Here is an 18,850-nt window from a genome sequence, read left to right on the forward strand (position 1 = left end):
GTCGACATGCCAGCCGCCATGGCGGACACCGAACTCATCGAGGACGCGGTGCGGTCAGCATGCCGCGCCCCGTCACTGCACAACAGCCAACCCTGGCAGTGGGTAGCCGGCGGCGGGCAGCTGGATCTTTTTCTCGATCCGAGCCGGGCGATGGTGTCCGACCGGTCCGGCCGGGAGGCGCTGATCAGCTGTGGCGCCGCGCTCGACCACCTTCGGGTTGCGCTCGCCGCCGCCGGGTGGCGAGCCCAGATCTCGCGGTTCCCCGACCCCAAGGATCCGAACCATCTGGCGTCCATCGATTTCACCCCCGCGGAAAACGTCACCGACGAAGAACGGCGTCGCGCCTCCGCGATCTGGGCCCGCCGGACCGACCGATTGCCGTTCATCGCACCGATGAACTGGGAGGCGTTCGAGCCGTCGCTGCGGGCTGCCATCGACAACGATGCCGTGCATCTGGACGTGATGGCCGACGACGCGCGCGACAGGCTGGCGCAGGCGTCGTGGGTGGCCGAATCCGTGCGCCTCTATGACACCGCCTATCAGGAGGAACTTCGTTGGTGGACAGCGCCTTTCGAGTCCGCTGAGGGCATTCCGTACAGCGCGCTGGTATCGCCGGCCGAAAGGGAGCGCGTCAACGTGGCGCGGACATTCCCGACGGCGCATAACCTCGAACGGCGCACCGATATCCCCGCAGACGAGTCGACGATTCTGATGCTGTCCACCGACGACGACACTCGCCTTGGCGCGTTGTTGTCCGGCGAGGCGCTCTCCGCGGTGCTCTTGGAATGCACGATGGCTAACCTGGCCACGTGCCCGGTCACTCACGTCACCGAGCTCAAAGTCACGCGCGACATGATGGCGGACCTGCTGGAAGAGGGCAGGCGGCCGCAGGTTCTGGTCCGTGTGGGAGTGGCGCCCGCGGCGGCCGAACCACCCAAGCCCACGCCGCGTCGACCGCTCAGCGAAGTCTTGCGGCTGCGGGATTGAGCTGGGCCAACCTGCATCTTTACTTGTGGTCCCGGCTGGGATCGAACCAGCCGTAGCTGCGGTTTGCGAATCCCTGCTCATGTCGCCTGATCAGACGAAAACCCCTGTCTGCCAGGTAGTTAATCCCGATCTGTCTGTTGGGTTGTGTATGGTTCTGTTCGAATCACTGTTGTGCGGATGTTGTGCAAAATTCTTCGGAGGATCAGGTGGCACGCGGCAAGCGCGGGGAACCCAAACGACAGGCGTTCGGACGCATCCGACAGGAGCGCTCGGGGCGGTGGTCAGCCGCCTATCTCCATCACGGCGTGCTGCATCGGGCGCCGGCCACCTTCCCCACTAAAGCGTCAGGACAGCGGTGGCTAGAGGATGAACGCGACCTGATCGACCTCGACCGCCGCAACCTCGGCGTCTGGACACCGCCCGCCGAGCGCGCGCGGAAAGCCACAGCCAAGCAACTGACGCTGGCGGCTTACGCCAATTCCTGGCTGAAGGACCGCCACATCTCGCGCCGAACCCGGGAGAATTACGCTTACCACCTCGACCAGAACATCTTGCCGGTGCTCGGCGATATGGTGCTGACCAAGATCACCCCCGAGGACGTGCGCGCGTGGTTCGCCGGCCTGGGCAGTGAATACCTGACCCGCAATGCGCGTGCCTACGGCGTCCTGACAGCCGTGCTCAACACCGCCGTAGACGATGGCCTGATCGACCGCTCCCCCGCCCGGGTCAAGGGCGCCAGCGCCGTCAAGCACACCAAGCGGTCGGTTGTCCTGTTGGAGGCCGACGAGCTGGCCGCACTGGCCGACAAAATGCCGGACGAACTGCGGCTCACTGTGTTGCTCGCCGGATGGTGCGGGCTGCGCCGCGGTGAGCTATTCGCGCTCACTCGTGCCGACGTCGCACCGGACTGCTCGACGTTGCGAATCGACAAGGCGGTGACCTACCGCGAACGCAAGTACCTGTCGGGCCCTCCCAAGACCCGCGAATCGCGGCGCACGATCACTGTGCCCACCCACCTTCGGCCCTTGCTGGCAGATCACCTGCACAAGTACGTCGACACCGCCAAGACGGCGCTGTTGTTCCCCGACCCCGAAACGGGATCGTTCTACACCGAAGGACGGTTTCGCGGCCCATTCTTCGCTGCCCGCGAGGCAATCGGCCACGATGACTTGCACTTTCACGATCTGCGTCACTTCGGCGGCGTCATGGCCGCGGTAGCTGGCGCGACCACCAAAGAGGTCATGGACCGCCTCGGCCACACCACCAGCACGGCTGCGATGCGCTATCAGCACGTGGCCGCCGGCCGCGCCGACGCCCTGGCCGAGAGGTTGTCGGCGTTGGCAACAGCGTCGAGCACAATGCCTAGCTAAGTCTGCATTATTGCCTTGGGGCACAACGGATTTAGTTGCGTTTTGTTGGGTTATACGCTAGTTTGTCGGTCAGCGCGGGACTGCACCCGCTGTCGAAGGGACTGAACCCCCTGGCCCGAAGTGACAGCGACGAGAGCAGGAGTCATGACCGCCGCGACCTATCCCGATTACGAGTCGCTGAAGGGCGCCTCGGCTCGCACCGGAATCTCGGTGTGGACTCTGAGAGAGAAAATCGCCAGCGGCGAGTTGCGCGCCTACCGCTTCTCTGACAAGCCTGGCGCTGCCATCCGCGTTAGGCGCAATGACGTTGACGCGCTCTTTAAGCCGGTCATCCCCGACGCTGTTTACGCCGATCGGGCGCGGCGCTAGCCAAACCTGGTCTCGCTTGGACCGGGGCGGTGGTTCCCCCGACACCGCCCCGGTCGGTCCCCTTACCCATCCCTCAACACCCATCGCAAACACCAAGAGAATCGGGGTACAACCATGTCCGCAACCGTCCGAACATTGCCCGTCAAACGGCGCCAATGGAGCTGGCCCGGTTGGCCAGCCGGACTCTACGAGGACTGCGCCGGCTATCACCACTACGAGGACGGCGGAGGCAACTTGGACCGCGCAACATTCGACGAATGCGCTGCGGCGGTGGGCGAGTTCAATCGCCCGGCGCTGCTATCCGACCTGGCGACTGATGGTGTGCTCGAGCTGAGCCGGCCCGATATGGCCGGGGCTGTTGCGGGTGTCTGGTCGACTTCCGAGCATTCTGAGACCGCCCTGAGCCGGAGTCGCTGGGTGGAGCTGTTCGGCGCCAATGGTTTCAGTGTCGACGGTCAGCGCGCCGAACGGCTCGCCGAGCCTATCCGGCTTTTCCGGGGCTGCGTCCCGGCGTTTCGTCACGTCGACTCGGACGGGCGCATCGTCGAGGTCGACGACCACGGTTACCCCGCCGATCCGTATGGCGAAGTCGTTGAGACGCAAGACACCCGGCGCGGCATGGCGTGGACAACCAACATGCGTGCTGCGGGCCGGTTCGCTCGGCGCGGCCCGTGGGGCCAGCAGTGCGGCCAGGTGTTCGCGGCCACGGTTTCACCTGAGCACCTGCTCGCCGTCATCAGCGTCGATTACATCGTCGACCCCGCCGGCCTCGCCGACGTGGCGCCGATCGACCTCGGCATCGCGGCGGTGAATCGATGAGCCGGCAGACTGCGGCCAACCGGGCTCGGCAGGCGCGGCAGCGTGCCAAACGCCTTGGACTGCGCATGGTGCAGTGCCGTGACGTCTTCACGCTGTACGGCGCCGCGGGCGAGGTCATCGAAAAAGGTGACTTGAGCGCGGTTTCGGCCTACGTAGCGGAGCGGGTGGTGCATCGCCGCCCAGGGCCCGCACAAGCGCCCACTCCCGCGGCCTGGGTGCAACCGATCGCGGACTACTGCGAGCATCTTGCGGCAGCGGGACAGTCAGCCGCGACGATTGCGACCAGGCGCAAGTCGCTGGCACGTATCGGTCGCGAGCTCGGCTGTGCGCCTGGGGAAGTCACAGCCGGTCAGCTCGTCGGGTGGTTCGGCCGCCAGCAGTGGAAACCAGAAACGCGGCGGCATTACCGGGCCGCGGCGCGTGAGTTCTTCCGCTGGGCCTACCGTACCGGGCGCATACCCGACCACATCGCCGACGAGCTGCCCGCCGTGCGGATACCGCCGGCTGTTGCGCTGCCTGTGCCCGATGACGCCTGGCGCCAGGCAATCACGGGCGCCGACGCCCGCACGGCCTTGATGCTGCGGCTAGCGGGTGAGGCCGGCTTACGCCGCGCCGAGGTGGCACAGGGGCACGTTCGCGATGTCGTCGAGGGCTGCGGCGGTCCCGTCCTCGTGGTGTGCGGCAAGGGCGGACGCACGCGACTGGTGCCGATCAGCCGCGACCTGGCTGACATGCTGCGCCGCGGCGCGTCCGGCCACACTCCCGAGCTGGCTGCTTACGGCAGCGGGTACCTGTTCCCGGGTGGGGAGAACGGGCACCTGTCAGCGCATCACGTCGGCAAGATCGTCGCCGCCGCACTGCCGCCGGGCTGGTCGATGCACAAGCTGCGGCATCGTTTTGCCACGCGGGCCTACCGCCACGGTGGCCGCAATCTGCGGGCGGTGCAAACGCTGCTTGGACACACCTCGATCGCTACCACTGAGCGGTACACCGCCGTGGACGACGACGAGGTGCGCGCCGCCGCGCTTGCCGCGGCTTTCGACACAGCCGCTTGCACGGCGACTTCGTACCCTTCGAGCACTGGTACCGACCCCGAAAGGACCGTGACCACATGAGCGAATTACCCGCCGGCACAGCCGGTATCGCCGTTGCGGCAAGGGAAGCGGCCCCTCTGCTGCGAGTGACCGAGCAAACCTTGAAACGGTGGCGGTCCCAGGGCGTCGGGCCGGTGTATTGCCGCATCACCGGCGGCCGGGTGCGCTACCGCGTTGCCGACCTTGACGCCTGGTTGCAAGAGCACTCGGTGCGGCCGGGAGCATCACCGCCCCAACAGGACTGACCAACCAGCAGAAACAGGTGATGCCGTCCCTGCGCGAGTTTGGCCTCTGCGCGCGTAGCGGGACGGCACCACACCAACGACTCCGGACAGGAAGTGGAGTACCAGTGAAGGATACCGCCCCACAGGGCACCCGCGCAGCTTCAGAGGCCAACGGTCGCAACGGGGCCCACGTCCAGCTCCCTGACGACACCTGGGTGCACAACGCCAACGACAAGCATCGTCAGCAGCTTGCGGTCCAGGCCGCCGTCGAGGATCGGAAGAACCGCTGGAAGCCGCGTTGGTTCGCCGTCGCCAGCCTGGCCGGAATCCCGCACGAGTGGGCGCGCAACCTAGCTTGGAAGTACGAGAGCAAGAACGCCTTCCGCGACCCAATCACCGATCTCCCCACGCTGATGTTCTGTGGCGTGGAAGCCGTGGAGGCCGGCGCCAGTGACGAACAGCTGGCCGCGATACCCAGGCTTCAACCGGCCGATGTTGCCATGCTCAAGCTGCGCGCTGCGGCTATCCGGCAGGACTGCCGTAAGCAAGTCGATTCGCTGGCGCGCACCTTCGCCGTGGATCGAGACTGCGCCGTCGCCCCACCGGAACCGATGGGCCTGGACGCGCTGCTGGAACAACCCGACGAGGACGCGGCCTACCGCATCGGTGATTTGTGGCCGACCGGCGGACGGGTGCTGCTGGCAGCACAATACAAATCTGGCAAGTCGACCCTGGTAGGCAATGTCCTTCGCGCCCTGGTCGACGGTGGCCAGTTCCTCGGCCGCTTCGACGTGATCCCCGCAAGCAAGGTCGCGTTGATTGACACCGAGCTGGATACGCGCACACTGCGCCGGTGGCTGCGCGACCAAGGCATTGCCAACACCGAAGCGGTGTCGGTGCTCTCGCTGCGCGGCGCGGTCTCGACGCTCGACATTCTTGACCCGGCCACACGCGCCGAATGGGCGCGACGTCTGCACGGGGCCGACGTGGTGATCCTCGACTGTCTGCGGCCCGTGCTCGATGCACTCGGCCTCTCGGAGGACAAGGACGCCGGCCGCGTGCTGGTGGCCTTCGATGCCCTGCTGGCCGAAGTCGGAGCAACCGAGGGCATGGTGGTGACCCACATGGGCCATCAGGCCGAACGCGCACGCGGTGATTCGCGGTTGCTCGACTGGCCCGATGCGCTGTGGAAAATCGTCCGCGGCGGTGATGACGAGAACGACGACACCGAATCACCGCGATACTTGTCCGCGATCGGGCGCGACGTGGCAGTGACCGAGGGCCAGCTGACCTATGACACGGCCACCCGGCATCTGACCTATGCCGGCGGCAACCGCCGGGATTCGGCCGCCACCGCCGCCCTACCACAGCTGCATGCCATGGTGCGCGCCGAGCCGGGAATGCTCTCCAAGCGCGCCGTCGAGGCACGGCTGTGTGCCGAGCACGGGCTACCTCGACGGACGGTCCGGTCCGCAGTCGAAAAAGCGATCAGGGAAGGCTCGCTGATCGTGACGTCCGGCGAGCGTGGCGCGCACAAGCTCTCGCCGGGCCCCGATCCGTTCACGCTCCCCGACCGTGCTAGAACCCCGTAATCCGACCAGTGCGCCAGCGTGCCGCAGTGCGCCACGGCGAACTGTTGCAGTAGTGCGCCAGTGCGTATATATGGCGCACTGCACTACTGCACTGAACTGGGCAGTTGGATTCAGTGCAACGTCGGCGCACTGGATCGGGTGACGGTGGCTTGACGCGCTCACATGCAGTGACCCGGCCAGGTTGGGGCTGTGCGCGAAGGGCGCGCCGCCACGTGCACCGCCCGTTGCGACAATGAGAACACAATGAATACAGTCAGGTTGAATAATGTTGCTGCACAACGGGTTACACGCATCGGTGTGCCGCGTATCGTGTTGCGGCCCAAGCGATTTCGCGGATCGCACATCGCCGAATCGCGTTGCTGGACAACGGATTCCGCCGCAATGGCGAAGGTGAAATGTTGCTGTAGTTCAATGGATTTCGTATTGCCGAAAGGGGCGGTGACCAGATGGCCCCGGTAATGCCGCGTCGGGATTCCCGAGCTCGTGCCATCGAAGCCCTCCGACTGCGCGGTCGGCGTAAGACCTGGCAGGAAATCGCCGATGAGCTGGGATTCCGCAGTCGTGGCGGTGCGCAAATGGCGGTGAATCGGCTGATCGGAGTGCGGGGAGCCGATCCGCGATATGCCGCCGTCGAGCGCGCCACCTCCGCAGAATCACTGCGCGAGCAGGAATCGGGCCTGTTCGGTCTCTACGAGGCCGCCGTCAAGCGCGGTGATGATGAGGCGGCAGCTGCCTTATCCCGAGAACTGCGGTCGCTGGTCACTGATCGCGCCAAGTTGGTCGGCATTTACGCGCCGCAAGCTGTGTCTGTCGACGTCACCTTGTCCGTGGGCGAGATGATCGCTCAGACCCGGCAACGCCTGCTCGCGCTCGACAACACTGTGGACGCCGAGGTGATCGAGTGACGAGCAAGCGGGACACGATCGACGCCGCGTTGGCCTTGGCTGAAAATCTCCACGCCGGCAAGGTCGAACCCGCCGGCCTGGACGGCGAGCTGGCCGACACGTGCCGAGAACTCTTCGGCCAGGTGGTCGGCGAACGTGACCCGCTCTGGTCGCTGCAAGTCGACGTCACCCGCCACGCGATCGCGCTGGGCGCGTTGACGGCTGACGAGTTATCCGAGTGGGCGGCGGTGATCCGCCAGCGGGCCGCAGAGCCGACAGAAGCTCCCAACCAATCCGATGTACCGGCTGAGGGCATTTCGTTTGCCAGCGGCCCGCACAGCCCCGAAATCGAGGGCTCCAAGCTTGTCCGCGAACCCGAGGGAGACACGTGAACACCGTTGGCGTCCAACACAATGCAGACTTTGGCAGTCGTTATCAAGATCGTGCTTGCCCGGCTGTCACGCGCACGGCGACCGATGAGCAACTTGACTCCGCCATCCTCGCCGTACTAGCCGACGTTGGCGGTGGCCCGATTGCGTGGTCGGAAGTTCGCGAACAGCTCCCCCGAACCCGGTATTGGCGTCCGATCGAAGCTCTTGTGAGGCTCCACCAGAGCGGCCGAGTGCATGCGGTCAAGGTCGGTGGTCAGACCATCGTCGCCAGCGCCGCATGACCGATCCCCTCCGCGTGCTCGTCGCGGCCCATGCGCTCGGAGCGCAGCGCGCTCGGCGGCGAGCGACTACGCCGGCCGAGCTGGGGCGGCGAATAGTCCTCAACTACCGGATCACTCCCGCGGTAGCGCTGATCTCTGATGCCTTGCTCGGCGCGGTAACCCAACCGGATCGCCGCGTGATCATCACGTGCCCACCGCGCGAGTCGAAGTCGACCACCGTGGCCGTCGTTGGAACCCTGTTCGCGCTGATGAACAACCCCGATGAGCGCGTAATCCTGGCGAGCTATGCCGATTCGCTGGCCTGGGAACACAGCCGCACGGCGCGCGCCTTGGTCGAAGAGCACCAGGGCCTGTTGGGCTTCGAGCTCTCCGCCGACAAAACGAGTGCGGGCAGGTGGGCGGTCAAAGGCCGCACTGGGGGCCTGCTGGCAGTCGGGATCACGTCCGGTGTCACCGGATTCGGCGCCGGACTGCTCTTGGTCGATGACGCCACCAAGAACGCCGCGGAAGCTGACAGCGCCGCCAGCCGTGCCCGCGTGCTCGCCGAGTTCCGCGCCACGCTGATGACTCGTGTTCACCCCGGCGGCAGCGTGGTCATCATCGGTACCCGCTGGCACGAAGCCGACCTGATCGGCTCGCTGCTACGCGAGGAACCGGAGCGGTGGACCCATATCAACATCCCGGCCGTGGCCGAGGCCGGCATCCCCGACGCGCTGGACCGTGCGCCTGGCGTAGCGATGACCTCCGCACTGGGCCGCACCCGTGAGCAGTTCGACGACCTGCGCAGGTCGGTGGGCGAACGCGCTTGGTACGCGTTATTCGAGGGCGTACCAAGCAGTCCCGAGGGTGGGCTGATCAAACGCGAATGGCTCGACGACTGGCGCTTGCCGGCCGCACCGCAGCATCCGGCCCGAATCGTGGTCGCAGTCGACCCGGCCGATTCCGGTGAGCGCGACGCGGCGGGGGTCGTCGCTGCCTCGCTGACGGCTGACGGCACCGTGGCCGTGATCGCCGACGTGTCTGCGCACATGACCAGTGAGCAATGGGCCAGGGCTGCGGTCGATCTGGCGATAGACCTGGGCGCGAGCGAGATCAGCGTGGAGGCATTCAGCGCAGGCACGACCTACGTGCGCGTGGTTCGGGAAACACTGGCTCGGTACGCGCCCAACAGAGCGATCAGAGTCACCGGCTGGCCACCGAAGGGCAGACCGCGCCGCGGTGATGCGATGGCCCGTAGCGCCGCACTGCTGCAGGCCTTGGAAGTTGGCACCTGCCGGATCGCCGGGCACCTGCCCGAGCTTGAGACCGCGGCTGTGCATTGGCAGGCCGGGCAGCATCAGCCAGACTGCTTGGCCGCGCTGGTCATCGCACATGACGTCTTGGCGCCCGTGGCCGGCCAGCGTGCCGCCTTCGCAGTCCCCGACTTCGCACGCCGCCTCACCGACCGGCCCGGCCTCGATGTCCTCGCCAAGCTCGGCCAGCGCGCCCACACGACCGAACCACAACCGGCGGTAGGCACCAAGCCAATGCCGGCATTCCTGACGCGCAACCTGCGCAGCGGCCGGAGTGATGGCTATGACCCCCTGCCGGCCCACTTGCGCGGCGCGGCTGGGGGCTAGGAAACCTCGGCCCGCACACGGTCGGCGTCCTGGCCTTCCAGCACGCGCTTGATCGTGGCAGCTTCCCACTTGCCGCCGCGTGCACTGGGCACACCTTCGGCGGTCAGCTCGGCCGCGATAGCGCGCAGTGACGCACCGCCAACCCTGGCCTCGACGATGCGCGCCACCACCTCGCGCGGCAGTGTCGACGGCCGGCCCAGCCGGACACCTTGAGCCTTGCGCACCGCGAGCGCGGCCTTGGTGCGGTCAGAGATCAACGCACGTTCCAGCTCGGCAACCGAGCCCATGATCTGAGTCTGGAACCGACCCGCCGCGGTGCTGGTGTCGATGGTGCTATCGACCGAGACCACCCCGCCAGCAGCACGTTCCACACGGTCGATCACATCGAGCAAAGTACGCAGGCCACGTGCCACACGGTCGGTTTTGGAGACCATCAGTACCGCAGCCTTACCATCCTCGATGGCCTCGATTGCCGCGGTCAGGCCGGGCCGCTGCTCGATGCTCTTGGAGCCGCTGACGCCCTCATCGGCGTGCCATCCAATGATGGTCCATCCGCGGCGCGCAGCCTCGGCCTCGATGGCCGCACGCTGGGCTTCGAGACCAGCCCCAGACGCGGCCTGCTCATCGGTGGACACCCGCACGTAGGCAACAACGGTGCCAGGGCTGGCAAACGTGTTAACAAACCGACCGTTTTGTTTACGCATGCCCTATAAATAACCGTCCGAGCGCGGCCGTATCCAGCGAAACACCTTGCAGCCCAATTGCTCTCGTACTCACCAAAATTTTTGGGCTCCAAATATCGATAATGCCGACTTTGTAGGCATTGGCAAACCCGTTCGTGAGCGCACCAGCCCCGCTTGCACGGTCGTTTGTCAGAGTGTCGCCATGACCGACACGCGCATTCTCACCGACCCAGCGGCGCTGACGCCGAGCCAGTGGTCGGCCCGGTTGGCCGCCTTTTTGGCCCGCGGTCGCGGCAACGACGACCCCGACGTGATCGCGTGCCGGGAAGCCTTGAGTTACTGGCGGTGCCGCCGGGTCATCGATGCCGAGCGCGAACAGCTCGCTCCTGCACACATTCCGGCCCTGACCGACATGCTGCGTCACGCGCACCCGGCGGTGCCGGCATGAGGTCGAAGTCCGTTGTCCGCCAACGTCCGCAGCGACCGGAGCCACCCGAGCCGGTCTACTCGCAAGCCGAGCAGCGCGAGCGGCGCCGCAAGTGGCTGCCCGTGGTCTATCGCGGCGGTTTCGACTTGGCGGCCGAAGTCGGAGCCATCGTGGAGCCGCTGGCCGATCAGGTGGCAGCGCTGGCGCGACCCCTTGCGGTGCGCTCCCAGGTCGACAGCATGGCCGACGCAGTGCACGAACTGCTCTCGGCGGTCGTCGGAATGCTGGCAGAGTCAGCGCTTCTGGGCAGTGATGCGCACGCCCGCACAGTGCAGGCGGTGCGCGACCTTGCCCGGCGTCCACGAGAGCCGCAATTCACCGACGAGCACATCATTTCGGGCCGCTGGGCGGCGGTGCTGGTCAAGCACGTCGCCGTGCACAGCGACGACTTATCCGCGTTCCTGGGCCGCGCACTGCCACCGAACCATCCGCACCTCAAGTGCGCCTCAGCCAGCGAGCGTTTGGAGGCAGCGTTGCGGATACTCGACACGGCCGCGCTTGATCTGACGCGGCTGATTCCGAAAGTCGCTCGCCACCAGTCGTTGCCGAGCATCGAGGCGATCAACGCCGCCACCAGGGCCCGCCAGGAGCGCGATCGCGCGCAGCGGGCGCTAGCCAAGATGAAGACAGGAATCACCCGATGACCACAGCCCTGCTGCCGGTCGAGTTCGACGTACCGCTGTTGCCTGCGCCACCGCACGGCCTCTACCAGGTCATCACGTGGGCCCAGGACGGCACCGAGCCGCTGCGGTGGCTGCCCTCCGGCGTCGTCATTCGGCCGTTCAACTTCCCCGGCAACGACGGTTTCGGCATCTGGGGTGCGCCGTGGTGCGCCTCGGTTGACGACCTGGCCGAGGACGACCTCAAGACCGGCGATCGGCCGGATATCGACGACCTCGAACCGTTCACCGCAATGACCGTTTACGGATTCGATCACAACTACTGCGGCGACATGACCCACGCCGAACGCCAGGACGTGCGCGACCGCGCCGCACGCAACCTAGCGCGACTGGAACAACAGGCGGTCGAAACGAGTTTCGCCGCTGGTCTTTTGGTCGCGGCCGGCACTGCGCAGTCAGCGACCGACATTGGTGACGCCATCGCCAAGCTCGAGGCGCACTTCGCCAAGACGCAGACCACGGGCGTGATTCACGCCGGCGCACAGTGGGCCACCCCGGCAATCAGCGAGGACGTGCTCACTGCCGACGACGGGACGTTTCGCACCGCGCTGGGTCACCAGGTCGTGTTCGGCGGTGGGTACGTCGACACACTCGGCTCGACACTGGTAGCGACCTCGCCGGTATTCGGGTGGCGGGGGCCGGTGTCGCAGTACGAAGACATCAAGCACACCACCAACCAGTTCGTTGCGCTGGCCGAACGCAGCGTGCTCGTCGCATACGAATCCGCCATTGCCGCAGTGGAAATCAGCTAGCCAAACATGAGCACTGTCATCGATGGGGAGCTGCGCCACGGGACGCCCGTAGCCAGCGTGGCGCAGCTGCCCGCCGATGACAGCGACAGTCGTCGAGGTGGCGGTGGACTGGCTGCGGGCCGCACCGCCACCACGATGACCTGACCTGTGGGCGAAAGGACATCGGATGAGAAAGCGCCGCTGGCGAACCGACGCCGCCCCCGAGCGGGTCGCCGCCGCGTTCCACGAGGCAGGCCATGCCGTCGCCGCGGTGGCGCTCGGAGGCCGGGTGCACAAGGCGGTGCTGGGCGACACGCCGCGCACCGAATACGAGGCGCTGCCTGCTGGGATTCAGGCACGCACCAGTTATGCCGGCCCCTGGGCCGAAGCGCGTTGGCTCGCTGGGCGTCACCCCGGTCCGCGTGACATGCATCGGGTGCTCGCCGGGACGTCCGACGACAGAGCGCTGTGCGCCGCCGGCAGTCCGGGCGTGGCCCTCGGCATCACCCCGTTGCTCGAACGCTGCTGGCCCGCCGTCGAGGCGGTGGCAACGAAACTGTTCGTTCTCGGCCGGATCGGCCACGCCGACGTGTGCGCGGCCCTGGGACTGACCGACGACGGCGGCCCCGGCAGCTTCGAGCTGGCCAGCATCCGCGCCGGGTTACGTGCCGTGTCGTGACGCACCCGCTGCTCAGGACTAACGACGTTGATGAGCGTGCGCGACACCGAGATTGGCTGGCGGGTCTGGTACACCAGACCGGCCGAGGACCGCCTAACGCTCTACTCACCGGTGTGCGGACAAACGCCCGTGAGCGCGATCAGCGGCGGCCGCCAAACCACGAACTACACCAGTGAGCCGATCTTGCGGGCGGCGTGCTGGTTTCACGCCCACAACGCCCCTGCGCCAGACTGCTCGTGCGGCATCTACGCCGTGACCAACGTAGTCGATGCCCTATACCGCCTGCGCGCCATGACGATCAACATTCGCAACCTGGCCAAGGGTGGCTGCTGGCCCTACCGGCCCAGCATGAGCATGGCGCCAGTCTTGACCGAGGTCACCTTGCGCCGCGTGGTGGACCATGACGACATGGCCACGGCGCCGATTCTGTGGCATCCCGACGCTGACTCACTCAGCACCAGCTTCCCCGTTTTGCGGGCCGCGTCGGCCGAAATCCAGCGCATGTTCATCACCACGGAGCCAAGGGGCACGGCGACCAGCGCCGAGGCCAAACGAGAGGCGGTGAGTAACGCTGCCGAGCTGGCCGGCCGGCTGGCCGAGCAATTCGGCGTGCCTGCCGTCGCCGGCTTCCCCGGGTATACCGCCCACGATTGGGACACGCGGCCAGCCTGGATGCGAGATGAGCCGTGGCGCACCGAGTATCGCGTGGATGCTTTGATGTCGGGACTTCGCCCGCGACGAGTATCAGATCGCCGTCTGACAATTCCATCTGCGATCGCGTAAGCGCATCGGTGCGGTAACTATTAGCTCACGGGAATTGCATTTTTGCGCGCGGCCCCGGAATGTATTCTTGTGGCCGGGAGCAACAACCGACTGTATTACGGCGACAACGTCGACGTTCTGCGCCAACACGTCGACGATGAATCGGTTGATCTTGTTTATCTCGATCCACCTTTCAACTCGAATCGCAACTACTCGGTGATCTTTGGACGAAATCGTGATCCAGACGAGTCAGCCGCTCAAATAGAGGCGTTCGAGGATACATGGCGGTGGTCGCTAGCTACTGATGTGCTGCTAAGCGAACTGTCCGGGACCGCGCCGCAACGCGTCGCTGACGCGATCGCCGCTTATTACACATTGCTGGGCGAAAGTGAAGCGTTGGCCTACCTCGTGAACATGACACCGCGGCTACTGCAACTACATCGTGTGTTGAAGCCCACCGGATCGCTCTACCTCCACTGCGATCCCACGATGAGCCACTATCTGAAAGTGCTGTTAGATGCGATATTTGGGGCCGAGAACTTCCGCAACGACATCGTGTGGAAGCGGAAGGCCGGTCGCGGCGAGACCAACAAAGCAGCAGTCCGATTCGGCGTAACGAATGACACCCTGCTCTTCTATAGCAAGAATGCTCGCGCCGCCAAATTCAACCGACAGTACCGCGAGAGCAATCCGAACTATATCGCCTCAAAGTTCAGGTACGTCGATCCGGTCTCAGGGCGTCGGTATCGGCTCGATAATCTAACTAGCCCATCCGTACGGCCAAATCTGATATATGAGTACAAGGGCTACTCGCCTCCTGCAAAAGGCTGGGCAGTAAGCCTGGAACGGATGAAGGAGATGGACGCAGAAGGCCGACTTTACTTTCCCTCGAAGAAGAATCAGCGCATTCAGCGTAAGCGTTTCTTGGACGAGCTGGAGGGAGAAACTGTCGACAGCCTATGGGACGATATTCCGCCAATCAACTCGCAGGCGAAAGAACGGTTAGGCTACCCCACACAGAAACCAGTAGCACTCCTCGAAAGGATCATCTCGGCCAGCTCTAACCCGGGCGATGTGGTTCTTGACCCGTTCTGCGGATGTGGCACCACAGTCGATGCTGCACAAAGGTTGGGGCGCAAATGGATTGGGATTGACATCACCTATCTTGCAATCGACGTGATCATCAAGCGCCTCCGGCACACCTACGGTAACGAAGTATTCGAGTCCATCTCGGTCGACGGTATCCCGAAAGACATGGCCGCCGCGCGAGCCCTGTTCGCGCACTCGCCGCTGGATTTCGAGCGGTGGGCAGTCTCGATGGTCAACGCCGAACCCAACGAGAAGCAGGTCGGCGACAAAGGTGTGGATGGCGTGGCTCGATTCCCGCTAGGCAAGGGAAAGATCGGAAAGTTGCTCGTCTCGGTGAAGGGCGGCAAGACGATCACACCAGCAATGGTGCGGGACCTGGCCGGCACCGTCGCGACGCAGTCGGCGCAGATGGGCGTTCTGATTACGCTATCGCCCGCCACGAAAGGGGTCAGCGAAGCGATCAGTCGCGGTGGTGTTTACACCCACCCAGCCAACGGACAGAAGTTCCCTCGACTGCAGCACATCACGATCGCCGACTTGCTCAAAGACAAGCGTCCGCAGGTGCCTCCAACCTTCCTGCCCTATATCGCCGCGCAATCTCACACGGTGACGCTCGAGCAATCGACGCTCTTTAGCACGGTCTGAAGTGGGGTTGTCTTCGATCACAATAATGGGATCGGAGCGACGACCGAAGACGTTGTCGCTGCCCCCACTGCGCCTTTCGTCGGCACGACGATAGATGCGGTGGTCTCGCTCGTTTGTAGCAATTCAGGCTGCGCAAGCGGACCAAGGGCATCGATCACGTCGAGCACAGGAAACTCTCGCCGTTCCGCCAGAATGCGTGCCACCTGTCGGGAAGCTGGTCTCGGCAGCGCGACCTCTTTAGGCACCTGGGCGTCCGCTTCGAGGAACTGGACGACCAAAATCCATGCCTCGTAGAAGGTTTCGACGAATGCGCCATCGTAGGGCAACGGGCAAACCATCAGATTTTTGCGCTCGTCTTTGACGATGCTGTCGGTATCCCCTTGCTTGGCGGGAACAATTCCCACCCTGAGGCCGCGAACTGGCTCCAGATGCGTCCTGTTGATCTTCACCGAGGTACCCACCCACTTATCGGTGTCGGTGGTTCCTAAGAACAGATCGGCCTTCCATAGGCCGCTTACACTCTGCGGCAGCGCCGACTTCCTACCCCTGGTGCGAAAGGCGGTGGCTGCTGAACCCAAATGCCTCTTCAGCTTCACCGGCCGACCTTGTGTTCCGTATAGCAAAGACGAGTCATTGGTCAGAGACTCGGCCGCAGTGTTGATGAGCTGCTGCGTGCCGGCCTTCTCGACGCCGAACAAGATGGACGACAACGTCTCGCCAGGAACCCGGCACTTATTCAGGGCGTCGGCCACACGTTCTGTCACGATCGCATCCCCCCGCGCGATCGCATCGTGCACCGCGTACTCGAAACAGATGCCGGTGTCGCCGTCGCCCGGACGTCTGACCCGCGCCAACGTCCGAAGTCTGATCTCGGAGTGGCCTCCTTGGTCGGCAACCACCTCGTGCTTGAGGGACATCAGGATGCCTTGGAGAATGGGACGAACCACAGCGATGAGGGCCGATACCTCATCGGCGACAACGTTCTGTTGAACCTCGCTGCGAATCTCCACAGGCGACCTCTCTGTCCCCCCGGCTCCGACGATTCCTTTCGGAGCGAAACAGCATCATGTTGTGCAGTTATTGCGCATGGCGAGCAAAAACGGCCCTGACCTTGTGGTCCCGGCTGGGATCGAACCAGCGACCTTCCGCGTGTGAAGCGGACGCTCTCCCACTGAGCCACGGGACCGGCGCCGAGAGGCGAACGACGTCGAAGATTAGCACGAGCCTGGTCTCGACAGTACCGGCCGCCTGCGCGTCATCGGTACGCCGCGATAGCCTAGACGCGGTCCGTACCAAGAAATTTGTATGTGCCCGCTCACGTCGACTATCGTCGTGCTTCGCACCGGGCGACGATGTCGTCCGAGGCGCGCGGATGTAGCGCAGTTGGTAGCGCATCACCTTGCCAAGGTGAGGGTCGCGGGTTCGAATCCCGTCATCCGCTCGAAGGTGCAAGTGGCATCAATCCAGCGGTGGAGTGGCCGAGTGGTGAGGCAACGGCCTGCAAAGCCGTGCACACGGGTTCGATTCCCGTCTCCACCTCCAGCTTTTTGAACCCCGGCGCGATTAGCTCAGCGGGAGAGCGCTTCCCTGACACGGAAGAGGTCACTGGTTCAATCCCAGTATCGCGCACCAGCTCCATTGCAGGTCAGAGGTGGTTTTTCAAGCCTTAGCCGGAAATCGTAGACTCCCCGTGGACTCCCTGAAAAACGCGTCCAGCAACCACACGGGAGATACCTCTATGTTCCATCCGCTCATCGCTGCCCTACTCGCAACCACGTGCCTCACGCTGGCACCCGCAGCCCACGCCGACGACGACCCCGGCACCGGCCAAGAGGTCTGCGGCGCATACAACCTCGGCGTCCCCGCCCGAGATATTTTCAAGACCTGTGGATTGGGTCGTTTCAGGCGACTTCCGTTTCGGTTGATTCGGTGGGTTCGTTGGGCGTGATGTCGATGGGTCGTTCGAGCAGTTTGCCTTTGTGGAACACAGCNCGAGATATTTTCAAGACCTGTGGATTGGGTCGTTTCAGGCGACTTCCGTTTCGGTTGATTCGGTGGGTTCGTTGGGCGTGATGTCGATGGGTCGTTCGAGCAGTTTGCCTTTGTGGAACACAGCGCCGGCACGGACCAGGGGGACCAGGTGTGGCGCGTTGACGGCTCGCCAGCGGGTTTGGGCGGCTTCGATGAGTTTGTAGGCCATGGCCAGCCCAGCGGCTCGTGAGCCGGGTCCTTTGGTGACTTTCGTTCTCAAACGAACTGTGGCGAAGGTGCTTTCGATCGGGTTGGTGGTTCGCAGATGGATCCAGTGCTCGGCCGGGTACTTGTAGAACTCCAGCAGGACGTCGGCATCGTCGACGATCTTGGCGACGGCTTTGGGGTACTTGGCGCCGTAGTCGACCTCAAAAGCCTTGATCGCGAGCTGGGCCTTGTCGATGTCCTCGGCGTTATAGATCTCGCGCATCGCCGCGAGCGCACCAGGGTGCGCCGACTTCGGTAGCCCAGCAAGCACATTGGCCTGCTTGTGCCACCAGCACCGCTGTTCGCGGGTGGCCGGGAACACTTCGCGCACCGCTTTCCAGAACCCGAGCGCGCCGTCACCGACCGCGAGCACCGGTGCGGTCATGCCGCGGCGGCGGCAGCCGCGCAGCAGATCGGCCCACGATTCGGTGGATTCGCGGAAGCCGTCGGCCAAGGCGACAAGCTCCTTGCGGCCATCGGCACGCACCCCGATCATCACCAGCAGGCACAGCTTCTCCTGGTCCAGACGGACCTTCAGGTGGATCCCGTCGACCCACAGGTAAACGTAGTCACTGCTGGACAGATCGCGAGCCCCGAAGGCGTGGGCCTCGTCCTGCCACTGAGCGGTCAGCCGGGTAATCGCCGACGCCGACAGGCCCGCACCTGAACCCAGGAACTGCTCCAGTGCCGGGCCGAAGTCGCTGGTCGAAAGACCATGCAGATACAGCAGCGGCAACACCTCGGTCATCTGCGGCGACTTGCGCGCCCACGCCGGCAGGATCGTCGAGGAAAACCGATGCCGCTGCCCAGAATCGGGGTCGACCCGCTTGTCGTTGACCCGCGGGGCCACCACAGTGACCGCGCCCGCGGCGGTCAGCACGGCGCGCGGCTGGTGATAGCCGTTGCGTACCACCAGCCGATGCCCGTTGCCGTCGAGCTGATCGGCGAACTGCTCGATATAGGCGGCAACTTCGGCCTTCAGCGCCGCATGCAGCATCTGGCGGGCGCCATCGCGGACGATCTCATCCAACAGCGACCGACTCGCACCGACGTTATCGTTGGACCCCTCCGCGTCGTGAACTACCGTAAGCAAGGGCGTACCTTCCCAACCAGCGCGCCAACGCCGGTCTTGATCAGAACAACAGGACTTTCAGATCATCCTCGGGAAGGTGCGCCCACTTACGCCGCCTCGCCGAGAGTCATCCACAAGTTCTGATCATTGCTC

General features: G+C 64.8%; 20 protein-coding genes and 4 tRNA genes. 20 read left to right on the forward strand and 4 right to left on the reverse strand.

The window, feature by feature from the left end:
• Nucleotides 1-6 precede the first annotated feature (6 nt).
• The 10 genes from H7J89_RS14390 (at nucleotide 7) to H7J89_RS14435 (ending at nucleotide 9,631) form a co-directional block, all read left to right on the forward strand.
• Entirely contained in the window at nucleotides 7-987 is a 981-nt protein-coding gene (locus H7J89_RS14390) for an Acg family FMN-binding oxidoreductase (protein ID WP_264044372.1), read from the forward strand.
• Between the two features lie 206 nt (nucleotides 988-1,193).
• On the forward strand, nucleotides 1,194-2,357 hold the full coding sequence (locus H7J89_RS14395; RefSeq protein WP_264044373.1) for a tyrosine-type recombinase/integrase: 1,164 nt from the start codon (nucleotides 1,194-1,196) through the stop codon (nucleotides 2,355-2,357).
• Between the two features lie 144 nt (nucleotides 2,358-2,501).
• On the forward strand, nucleotides 2,502-2,726 hold the full coding sequence (locus H7J89_RS14400) for an excisionase family DNA-binding protein (protein WP_264044374.1): 225 nt from the start codon (nucleotides 2,502-2,504) through the stop codon (nucleotides 2,724-2,726).
• Nucleotides 2,727-2,840: 114 nt separating this feature from the next.
• The gene (locus H7J89_RS14405; protein WP_264044375.1) at nucleotides 2,841-3,545 is read left to right on the forward strand and encodes a hypothetical protein; all 705 of its coding nucleotides are present in this window, start codon (nucleotides 2,841-2,843) and stop codon (nucleotides 3,543-3,545) included.
• Nucleotides 3,542-4,660: a tyrosine-type recombinase/integrase gene (locus H7J89_RS14410; RefSeq protein WP_264044376.1), complete on the forward strand. Its 1,119-nt coding sequence runs from the start codon at nucleotides 3,542-3,544 to the stop codon at nucleotides 4,658-4,660. Before H7J89_RS14405 ends, H7J89_RS14410 begins: the two co-directional genes overlap by 4 nt.
• Nucleotides 4,657-4,884 (forward strand): helix-turn-helix transcriptional regulator, encoded by a 228-nt coding sequence (locus H7J89_RS14415; protein ID WP_264044377.1) that lies wholly within the window; start codon nucleotides 4,657-4,659, stop codon nucleotides 4,882-4,884. The genes H7J89_RS14410 and H7J89_RS14415 overlap by 4 nt, the downstream gene beginning before the upstream one ends.
• A gap of 104 nt (nucleotides 4,885-4,988) precedes the next feature.
• Entirely contained in the window at nucleotides 4,989-6,455 is a 1,467-nt protein-coding gene (locus H7J89_RS14420; protein WP_264044378.1) for an AAA family ATPase, read from the forward strand.
• Nucleotides 6,456-6,901: 446 nt separating this feature from the next.
• A complete protein-coding gene (locus tag H7J89_RS14425) occupies nucleotides 6,902-7,360 on the forward strand; it encodes a hypothetical protein (protein ID WP_264044379.1) in 459 nt (152 codons plus the stop codon).
• A complete protein-coding gene (locus tag H7J89_RS14430; RefSeq protein ID WP_264044380.1) occupies nucleotides 7,357-7,731 on the forward strand; it encodes a flagellar hook-length control protein in 375 nt (124 codons plus the stop codon). Before H7J89_RS14425 ends, H7J89_RS14430 begins: the two co-directional genes overlap by 4 nt.
• A 277-nt stretch (nucleotides 7,732-8,008) precedes the next feature.
• Nucleotides 8,009-9,631 (forward strand): terminase large subunit domain-containing protein, encoded by a 1,623-nt coding sequence (locus H7J89_RS14435; protein WP_264044381.1) that lies wholly within the window; start codon nucleotides 8,009-8,011, stop codon nucleotides 9,629-9,631.
• Here H7J89_RS14435 and H7J89_RS14440 read toward each other — a convergent pair.
• Nucleotides 9,628-10,335, reverse strand: coding sequence for a recombinase family protein (locus tag H7J89_RS14440; protein ID WP_264044382.1), 708 nt, complete (start codon nucleotides 10,333-10,335; stop codon nucleotides 9,628-9,630). The two genes, H7J89_RS14435 and H7J89_RS14440, sit on opposite strands and share 4 nt — an antisense overlap.
• Nucleotides 10,336-10,516: 181 nt before the next feature.
• Here H7J89_RS14440 and H7J89_RS14445 point away from each other — a divergent pair, with 181 nt between their 5' ends.
• The 7 genes from H7J89_RS14445 to H7J89_RS25650 all read left to right on the forward strand — a co-directional run bounded on the left by H7J89_RS14445 (nucleotide 10,517) and on the right by H7J89_RS25650 (nucleotide 15,387).
• Nucleotides 10,517-10,762, forward strand: a complete 246-nt coding sequence (locus H7J89_RS14445; protein ID WP_264044383.1) for a hypothetical protein — start codon at nucleotides 10,517-10,519, stop codon at nucleotides 10,760-10,762.
• Entirely contained in the window at nucleotides 10,759-11,445 is a 687-nt protein-coding gene (locus H7J89_RS14450) for a hypothetical protein (RefSeq protein ID WP_264044384.1), read from the forward strand. Before H7J89_RS14445 ends, H7J89_RS14450 begins: the two co-directional genes overlap by 4 nt.
• Nucleotides 11,442-12,233 (forward strand): hypothetical protein, encoded by a 792-nt coding sequence (locus H7J89_RS14455; RefSeq protein WP_264044385.1) that lies wholly within the window; start codon nucleotides 11,442-11,444, stop codon nucleotides 12,231-12,233. The genes H7J89_RS14450 and H7J89_RS14455 overlap by 4 nt, the downstream gene beginning before the upstream one ends.
• Nucleotides 12,234-12,239: 6 nt before the next feature.
• On the forward strand, nucleotides 12,240-12,377 hold the full coding sequence (locus tag H7J89_RS14460; RefSeq protein ID WP_264044386.1) for a hypothetical protein: 138 nt from the start codon (nucleotides 12,240-12,242) through the stop codon (nucleotides 12,375-12,377).
• A 22-nt stretch (nucleotides 12,378-12,399) separates the two neighbouring features.
• On the forward strand, nucleotides 12,400-12,891 hold the full coding sequence (locus tag H7J89_RS14465) for a hypothetical protein (protein WP_264044387.1): 492 nt from the start codon (nucleotides 12,400-12,402) through the stop codon (nucleotides 12,889-12,891).
• Between the two features lie 30 nt (nucleotides 12,892-12,921).
• A complete protein-coding gene (locus H7J89_RS14470) occupies nucleotides 12,922-13,674 on the forward strand; it encodes a hypothetical protein (protein ID WP_264044388.1) in 753 nt (250 codons plus the stop codon).
• 69 nt (nucleotides 13,675-13,743) lie between these two features.
• Nucleotides 13,744-15,387, forward strand: a complete 1,644-nt coding sequence (locus H7J89_RS25650; protein WP_308205121.1) for a DNA methyltransferase — start codon at nucleotides 13,744-13,746, stop codon at nucleotides 15,385-15,387.
• A 17-nt stretch (nucleotides 15,388-15,404) separates the two neighbouring features.
• On the opposite strand, the gene H7J89_RS14485 is transcribed toward H7J89_RS25650, so the two are convergent.
• Together H7J89_RS14485 and H7J89_RS14490 are read right to left on the reverse strand one after the other, a co-directional pair.
• The gene (locus tag H7J89_RS14485; protein WP_264044389.1) at nucleotides 15,405-16,397 is read right to left on the reverse strand and encodes a hypothetical protein; all 993 of its coding nucleotides are present in this window, start codon (nucleotides 16,395-16,397) and stop codon (nucleotides 15,405-15,407) included.
• 104 nt (nucleotides 16,398-16,501) lie between these two features.
• Nucleotides 16,502-16,573 (reverse strand) — tRNA-Val (locus tag H7J89_RS14490).
• A 182-nt stretch (nucleotides 16,574-16,755) separates the two neighbouring features.
• Between H7J89_RS14490 and H7J89_RS14495 the strand changes: the two genes are divergently transcribed.
• The 3 genes from H7J89_RS14495 to H7J89_RS14505 all read left to right on the forward strand — a co-directional run bounded on the left by H7J89_RS14495 (nucleotide 16,756) and on the right by H7J89_RS14505 (nucleotide 17,019).
• Nucleotides 16,756-16,828: transfer RNA gene (locus H7J89_RS14495), tRNA-Gly, on the forward strand.
• A gap of 27 nt (nucleotides 16,829-16,855) precedes the next feature.
• Nucleotides 16,856-16,929 (forward strand) — tRNA-Cys (locus tag H7J89_RS14500).
• A gap of 15 nt (nucleotides 16,930-16,944) precedes the next feature.
• Nucleotides 16,945-17,019, forward strand: a tRNA-Val gene (locus tag H7J89_RS14505).
• Between the two features lie 394 nt (nucleotides 17,020-17,413).
• On the opposite strand, the gene H7J89_RS14510 is transcribed toward H7J89_RS14505, so the two are convergent.
• The gene (locus H7J89_RS14510; RefSeq protein ID WP_264044390.1) at nucleotides 17,414-18,718 is read right to left on the reverse strand and encodes an IS256 family transposase; all 1,305 of its coding nucleotides are present in this window, start codon (nucleotides 18,716-18,718) and stop codon (nucleotides 17,414-17,416) included.
• Nucleotides 18,719-18,850 lie beyond the last annotated feature (132 nt).

Source organism: Mycobacterium paraffinicum, assembly GCF_025822865.1.
In the GTDB taxonomy this organism is placed as follows: Bacteria; Actinomycetota; Actinomycetes; order Mycobacteriales; family Mycobacteriaceae; genus Mycobacterium; species Mycobacterium paraffinicum.

What these genes read in the sequence shown, in the direction of transcription:
- H7J89_RS14390 (WP_264044372.1), top strand. Translation starts at nt 7, where the DNA reads ATGCCAGCCGCCATGGCGGACACCGAACTCATCGAGGACGCGGTGCGG.
- H7J89_RS14400 (WP_264044374.1), top strand. Translation starts at nt 2,502, where the DNA reads ATGACCGCCGCGACCTATCCCGATTACGAGTCGCTGAAGGGCGCCTCG.
- H7J89_RS14405 (WP_264044375.1), top strand. Translation starts at nt 2,841, where the DNA reads ATGTCCGCAACCGTCCGAACATTGCCCGTCAAACGGCGCCAATGGAGC.
- H7J89_RS14410 (WP_264044376.1), top strand. Translation starts at nt 3,542, where the DNA reads ATGAGCCGGCAGACTGCGGCCAACCGGGCTCGGCAGGCGCGGCAGCGT.
- H7J89_RS14415 (WP_264044377.1), top strand. Translation starts at nt 4,657, where the DNA reads ATGAGCGAATTACCCGCCGGCACAGCCGGTATCGCCGTTGCGGCAAGG.
- H7J89_RS14425 (WP_264044379.1), top strand. Translation starts at nt 6,902, where the DNA reads ATGGCCCCGGTAATGCCGCGTCGGGATTCCCGAGCTCGTGCCATCGAA.
- H7J89_RS14435 (WP_264044381.1), top strand. Translation starts at nt 8,009, where the DNA reads ATGACCGATCCCCTCCGCGTGCTCGTCGCGGCCCATGCGCTCGGAGCG.
- H7J89_RS14440 (WP_264044382.1), bottom strand. Translation starts at nt 10,335, where the DNA reads ATGCGTAAACAAAACGGTCGGTTTGTTAACACGTTTGCCAGCCCTGGC.
- H7J89_RS14445 (WP_264044383.1), top strand. Translation starts at nt 10,517, where the DNA reads ATGACCGACACGCGCATTCTCACCGACCCAGCGGCGCTGACGCCGAGC.
- H7J89_RS14450 (WP_264044384.1), top strand. Translation starts at nt 10,759, where the DNA reads ATGAGGTCGAAGTCCGTTGTCCGCCAACGTCCGCAGCGACCGGAGCCA.
- H7J89_RS14455 (WP_264044385.1), top strand. Translation starts at nt 11,442, where the DNA reads ATGACCACAGCCCTGCTGCCGGTCGAGTTCGACGTACCGCTGTTGCCT.
- H7J89_RS14460 (WP_264044386.1), top strand. Translation starts at nt 12,240, where the DNA reads ATGAGCACTGTCATCGATGGGGAGCTGCGCCACGGGACGCCCGTAGCC.
- H7J89_RS14465 (WP_264044387.1), top strand. Translation starts at nt 12,400, where the DNA reads ATGAGAAAGCGCCGCTGGCGAACCGACGCCGCCCCCGAGCGGGTCGCC.
- H7J89_RS14470 (WP_264044388.1), top strand. Translation starts at nt 12,922, where the DNA reads ATGAGCGTGCGCGACACCGAGATTGGCTGGCGGGTCTGGTACACCAGA.